We start from the raw sequence: 6,675 nt of genomic DNA on the forward strand, positions 1-6,675 counted from the left end.
GAACTCCACGAACGCCCCCGGCGTGGACATCACCGTCACCCCGCCCGCCAGCGCCAGCTCGCACTCGCCGGCGCGCAGGGACTGCACCGCCAGGTGCAGGGCGACCAGCGACGACGAGCACGCGGTGTCCACCGTCACCGCCGGCCCCTCCAGCCCCAGCGCATACGCCACCCGCCCCGAGACCACGCTCGCCGCGTTGCCGGTGCCCAGGTAGCCGCCGTAGTCGGCGCCGTCCCCGCCGCAGGCCGCCAGCAGGACCGGATAGTCCTGCCCGTTGGTGCCCGCGAACACGCCGGTGCGGCTGCCGCGCAGCGCCCGCGGGTCGATCCCGGCCCGCTCCACCGCCTCCCAGGAGACCTCCAGCAGCAGCCGCTGCTGCGGATCCATCGCCACCGCCTCACGCGGCGAAATACCGAAGAAATCCGCGTCGAAGGACGCAACGTCGTCGAGGAAGCCACCGCGGCGGGTGTACCGGGGCGCGGCCGTCCCCTCCGCCGTCAGACCGTAGAACGGGTCCAGGCCGTCCCAGCCGCGGTCGTGGGGGAAGTCGCCGATGCCGTCCCCGCCCTCGGCCAGCAGCCGCCACAACGCCTCCGGCGAGTCCACACCCCCCGGAAACCGGCACGCCATCCCCACGACCGCCACCGCATCATCCTCCGCCACCGGCGCACCCGACGCCGACGCCCCCGCCACGGCAGCGGCGGCAGCGGCCTCGCCCCCGCCCAGCTCCGCCACCAGGAACTCGGCCAGCGCCAGCGGCGTGGGACGGTCGAACACCACCGTCGCCGGCAGCACCACCCCGCACTCCGCCGCCAGCGCATTGCGCAGCTCCACCGCCAGCAGCGAATCCACCCCCAGCTCACGAAACGCCCGCTCCGCCGGCACCGCCGCCGCATCCGCATGCCCCAGCACCGCAGCCGCCCGCCCCCGCACCAGTGCCAGCACTTCCCGCAGCCGGTTCTCGGGTGTCAGGCCGGCGAGGCGTGCGCGCAGGCCGGTGGTGGGGGCGGCGTCGGCACGGTCGTGGTGGGGGTCGGCGGGCGCCCGGTACACCTCGGTGAGCAGCGGGCTGGGGCGTACGGCGGTGAAGGCGGGCCCGAACTGCTGCCAGTCGATGTCGGCGACGAGCGGGGGCGCCGTCCGTGCGGCGACGCAGGCACCCAGGGCGTCGAGGGCGGCCTCGGGGGTGAGGAGGCGTATGCCGCCGCGCCGCTGCCGGTTCTCCATCGAGGTGCCGGTGGCCATGCCGCCGCCCGCCCACGGTCCCCAGGCGACGGAGGTGGCGGGCAGCCCCTCCGCGCGCCGGCGCTCGGCGAGGGCGTCGAGCATGGCGTTGGCGGCGGCGTAGTTGGCCTGCCCGGCGGAACCGACGGTGCCGGCGAAGGAGGAGAAGAGGACGAACGCGTCGAGTTCCCGGTCGCGGGTCAGTTCGTCGAGGTGGCGGGCCGCGGTCGTCTTGGCCCGCAGCACCGTGTCGAACTGCTCCGCGGTGAGGCCGTCGACGATCCCGTCGGCCAGGACCCCGGCCGCGTGCACCACGGCGTCGGCCGGGTGTGCCGCCAGCAGTTCCCGGACGGCCTCGCGGTCCGCGACGTCGCACGCCGCGAACGTCACCCGGGCGCCCGCGGCGGTGAGTTCGGCCTCCAATTCGGCCGCACCCGGCGCCTGCGCGCCGCGTCGGCCGACGAGCACGAGGTGTTCGGCGCCGTGTCCGGCCGCCCACCGGGCCACGTGGGCGCCCAGCGCGCCCGTGCCGCCGGTGATCAGCACGGTGCCGCGCGGCGTCCACGGCTCCTCGGGAGTGGGCACGGTCGGCACCAGCCGGCGTCCCAGGATTCCGCCGGCGCGGACGGCCACCTGGTCCTCGGGGACGCCGGAGTCGGAACGGGCGCCGGAGAGCACCACGGCGAACCGGCCCGCGGACCGCCGGTCGAGGGTCTCGGGCAGGTCCACCAACCCGCCCCAGCGGTCAGGGTGTTCGAGCGCGGCCACCCGACCCACGCCCCACACCGCCGCCTGCTCCGGACGCGGTGCGGCGTCGGTGCTCGCGGCGGCCACGGCTCCCCGTGTGACCACCCACAGCGGCGCGGCGATCCCGGCGTCGCCGAGCGCCTGGACCAGGAGTGTGGTGGCGAGGACGCCCTCCGGCGTCGTGCCGTCGCCGCCCGCGCACAGCGCCAGGGTCGACACGACACCGGCCGGGGTCGTGCCCCCGGCGGCCGCGGACAGTCGCTGCGCCAGGTCCTCGCGCGTGTCACCGGGATGCCGTACGACGTCGACGACCTCCGCTCCGGCCGCGCGGAGCGCAGACACCAGAGCGCTGTCCCAGCCGTCCTCGCCGCCCGTCTCCTCGAGGCCGACGACCAGCCAACGGCCCGTCAGGAGGGCGGTGTCCGGCAGTCCCGTCACCGGCCGCCACACGATGTCGTACCGCAGCCCCGCCTCGGCCTCCGGCGCGTCCTCGGTCCGGTAGGAGCGTTCCAGCCAGTACCGGTCGCGGCGGAAGGCGTACGTCGGCAGGTCGACCACCTCCGCGCCGGGGAGCAGCGCCGACCAGTCGACCGTCTGACCGTGGACGTGCAGGCGGCCCAGGGCGATGAGCACCTGCTCGGCTTCGTCGCGGTCCTTGCGGAGGGTGGGGGTGAGGAGGACGTCGGCGGCCTCGGGGAAGGCCGTCTGGGCGAGGGCGGTCAGGGTGCCGTCCGGGCCGAGCTCCACGAAGCGGGTCACCCCCTGGTCGGCCAGCCAGGCCACGCCGTCGGCGAACCGCACCGCCTCACGCACATGCCGCACCCAGTACTCGGGAGTGGCCAGCTCGCCCTCCTCGGCCGGGCAGCCGGTGACGTTGGAGACCACCGGGATCGCCGGAGGCGCGTAGCTGACGGACGCGGCTACCTCCCGGAACTCCGCCAGCATCGGCTCCATCAGCGGCGAGTGGAAGGCGTGGCTGACCCGCAGCCGGGTGGTACGACGGCCCTGCGCCGCCAGCTCCCCGGCCACCGCCGTGACGGCCTCCTCCACGCCGGAGATCACCGTGGCGCGCGGCCCGTTCACCGCCGCCACGGCTACCGCACGCCCCTCCAGCAGCGGCAGCACCTCCTCCTCGGCGGCCTCGATGGCCACCATGGCGCCGCCAGGCGGGAGTTGCTGCATCAGCCGGCCGCGGGCGACGACGAGCCGGCAGGCGTCGGCCAGCGACAGCACCCCGGCCACATGCGCCGCCGCCAGCTCCCCGACCGAGTGCCCCACCAGGTAATCCGGGCGCACCCCCCAGGACTCCACCAGCCGGAACAGGGCGACCTCGACGGCGAACAGAGCCGGCTGCGCCCAGCGCGTCTCATCCAGCCGCCCGGCGTCGTCCCCGAAGACGACCTGCCGCAACTCCTCCCCCACCTCGGCCACCACCGCATCGAACGCTTCGGCGAACACAGGGAAGGCGTCATACAACTCCCGCCCCATACCCAGCCGTTGGGCCCCCTGCCCCGAGAACAGAAACGCCGTCTTCCCCTCACCGCGGACCGAACCGGTGAGGACGTGGTTCACGGCGCGGCCTTCGGTGAGGGCGGTGAGGCCGGTCAGGAGGTCGTCGTGGCCGGTGCCGAGGATCACCGCGCGGTGGGTGAAGGCGGTGCGGGTGGTGGCGAGGGACCGGGCTAGGTCGTAGGGGTCGGTGCCGGGGTGGGCGGTGAGGTGGGCGGCGAGGCGGGTGGCCTGGGCGCGCAGGGTGTCGTCGTCGCGGCCCGAGATCACCCACGGCAGCAGCGGCAGGTCGGCCCGTTCGGGCCGGGCGGGCGGGGTGGCGTCGTCCGTGGGGGTGGGCTCGGGGGCCTGTTCGACGATGGCGTGGGCGTTGGTGCCGGACAGGCCGAAGGCGGAGACGCCGACGCGGCGCGGGCGGTCGCCGGTGTCGGGCCAGTCGACGGCTTCGGTGAGCAGGCGGACGTGGCCGGCGGTCCAGTCGACGCGGGTGGAGGGCCGGTCGGCGTGCAGGGTGGGCGGCAGGACGCCGTGCCGGAGGGCGAGGACGGCCTTGATGACGCCGACGACGCCGGCGGCGGCCTGGGTGTGGCCGATGTTGGACTTGGCGGAGCCCAGCCACAGGGGGCGGTCGGGGATGCGGCCCTGCCCGTACGTCGCGATCAGCGCCTGCGCCTCGATCGGGTCGCCCAGGCCGGTGCCCGTGCCGTGGGCCTCGACGGCGTCGACCTCGGTGGCGAGGACGCCGGCGTCGGCGAGGGCGGCGAGGATGACGCGCTGCTGGGAGGGGCCGTTGGGGGCGGTGAGGCCGTTGGAGGCGCCGTCCTGGTTGACGGCGGAGCCGCGCAGCACGGCGAGGACGCGGTGGTTGTTGCGGCGGGCGTCGGAGAGGCGCTCGACGACGATCACGCCGACGCCCTCGGCCCAGCCGGTGCCGTCGGCGTCGTCGGAGAACGCCTTGCAGCGGCCGTCGGCGGCCAGTCCGCCCTGGTGGCCGAACTCGAGGAAGGCGCCGGGGCCGGACATGACGGTGACGCCGCCGGCCACGGCGAGGGAGCACTCGCCGTTGCGCAGCGCCCGGGCGGCGAGGTGGAGGGCGACGAGGGAGGAGGAGCAGGCGGTGTCGACGGTGACGGCGGGGCCCTCCAGGCCAAGTGCGTAGGCGACGCGGCCGGAGACCACGGACATGGCGTTGCCGGTGAGCAGGTGGCCGCGGACGTCGTCGGGGACCTCGCGCAGACCGGAGCCGTAGCCCTGGTCGCTGCAGCCGACGAAGACGCCGGTGCGGCTGCCGCGCAGGGTGGCCGGGTCGATGCCGGCGCGTTCCAGCGCCTCCCAGGAGGTCTCCAGCAGCAGGCGCTGCTGGGGGTCCATGGCGAGGGCCTCGCGCGGGGAGATGCCGAAGAAGGCGGCGTCGAAGCGGTCGGCGTCGTGCAGGAAGCCGCCGCGGCGGCCGGGGTCGGGGCCGGTGCCGAGGTCCCAGCCGCGGTCGGTGGGCCAGTCGGTGATGGCGTCGGTGCCGGTGGTGAGCAGTTCCCAGAAGTCCTCCGGGGAGCGGACGCCGCCGGGCAGCCGGCAGCTCATGCCGACGACGGCGACGGGTTCGTGCTCCCTGGACTCGAGTTCGCGGAGCCTGCGGCGGGTTTCGTGCAGATCGACGGTGACCCGCTTGAGGTAGTCCCGAAGCCGCGCTTCGTTCGTCCGCGCTTCGTTCGTCATGGACTGCCCCCATGGTGGTCGGTGACGGAACGGATGCACCGCGCGGGAGCTTCGGCCGGTCGTACCGGGAGAGCCGGATCGGCGCCTGGCGCGTGCTGTTCACCTCGTGCGGTGGGGACAGCATGACCTGCGGCGGGGGCCTGTTTCGGCTCCCGGGGGCGTTGTCTGGGGAAACCCTTGGAAATCATCACCGCAGGCCGGAGCGGTGATGGCCGGGTGGGCCGGTGCGCTGATGGCCGGCGGACCCGGCCGGCGCCGGCCCGGCGGCGTCCACGGAGGCGACGCGAGGGCGGCGCGGAGGCGACGCGAGGGCGGCGCGGAGGCGGACGGGGATCACGCGGGCAGGTGCACCCGCCCGTGGTCGCCGATGACGAGGCGGTGGGTGGCGGGCAGCCGGGGGGCGAGGGAGACCTGCACGTTGCGTCCGATGAGGGAGGCCTCGACGCGGCGGATGCCCTCGAAGGAGGAGTCGCGCAGGACGATGGAGTACTCGATCTCGCTTCCGGTGATGCGGCAGTTCTCGGCGACGCTGGTGGACGGGCCGACGTAGGAGTCGGTGACGACGCTGCCGGCGCCGATGACGGCGGGGCCGACGATGCGGGAGCCGCGGATGCGCGCGCCGGCCTCGATGCGGACGCGGCCGATGATCTCGCTGGTGTCGTCGACGTCGCCGTCGATGCGGGTGTCGATGCGTTCCAGCAGGATGCGGTTGACCTCCAGCATGTCGGTGACGTTGCCGGTGTCCTTCCAGTAGCCGGTGATGACGGTGGAGCGCACGGCGAGTTGCTGGTCGATCATCCACTGCAGGGCGTCGGTGATCTCCAGTTCGCCGCGCCTGGAGGGGCTGATGGCGCGGACGGCGTCGTGGACGCGGGGGCCGAAGAGGTAGACGCCGGCGACGGCGAGGTCGCTGCGCGGCCGGCTGGGCTTCTCCTCCAGGGCGGTGACGCGGCCCTGGGCGTCGATGACGGCGACGCCGAAGGCGGTGGGGTCGGGGACGCGGGTGAGGAGGATCTGCGCGTCGCAGCGGTCCTTGCGGAACTCCTGGACGACGTCGGTGATGCCGTCCAGGACGAAGTTGTCGCCGAGGTACATGACGAAGTCGTCGTCGCCGAGGAAGTCCCGGGCGATCAGCACGGCGTGGGCGAGGCCGAGGGGTTCGCTCTGCGGGATGTAGGTGACGTCGAGGCCGAAGCGGGAGCCGTCGCCGACGGCCGCCTCGATCTCCGCGGCGGTGCTGCCGACGATGACGCCGACGTCCGTGATCCCGGCGGCGGCGATGGCTTCGAGGCCGTAGAACAGGATGGGTTTGTTGGCGACCGGGACCAGTTGCTTGCTGGAGGTGTGGGTGATCGGCCGCAGCCGCGTGCCGGATCCCCCCGCGAGCACAAGAGCCTTCACAGTTCCGTCCGTCCAGGTGGTGAGGGTGGGTGGCCGGGGAGGGTGCGGGTCTCCCCGGGGTGCGGAGCGGGCGCCCGG

At 74.8% G+C, this 6,675-nt stretch carries 2 protein-coding genes; both read right to left on the reverse strand.

From position 1 onward, the window contains the following. Positions 1–5,196, reverse strand: a 5,196-nt coding sequence (locus IE225_RS31495; protein WP_190061082.1) for an SDR family NAD(P)-dependent oxidoreductase, incomplete at its 3' end; no start/stop codon positions are given. A 333-nt stretch (positions 5,197–5,529) separates the two neighbouring features. Next, on the reverse strand, positions 5,530–6,597 hold the full coding sequence (locus IE225_RS31500; RefSeq protein WP_190061083.1) for a glucose-1-phosphate thymidylyltransferase: 1,068 nt from the start codon (positions 6,595–6,597) through the stop codon (positions 5,530–5,532). Positions 6,598–6,675: the final 78 nt, after the last annotated feature.

The organism is Streptomyces echinoruber, from assembly GCF_014651135.1.
Taxonomy (GTDB): domain Bacteria; phylum Actinomycetota; class Actinomycetes; order Streptomycetales; family Streptomycetaceae; genus Streptomyces; species Streptomyces echinoruber.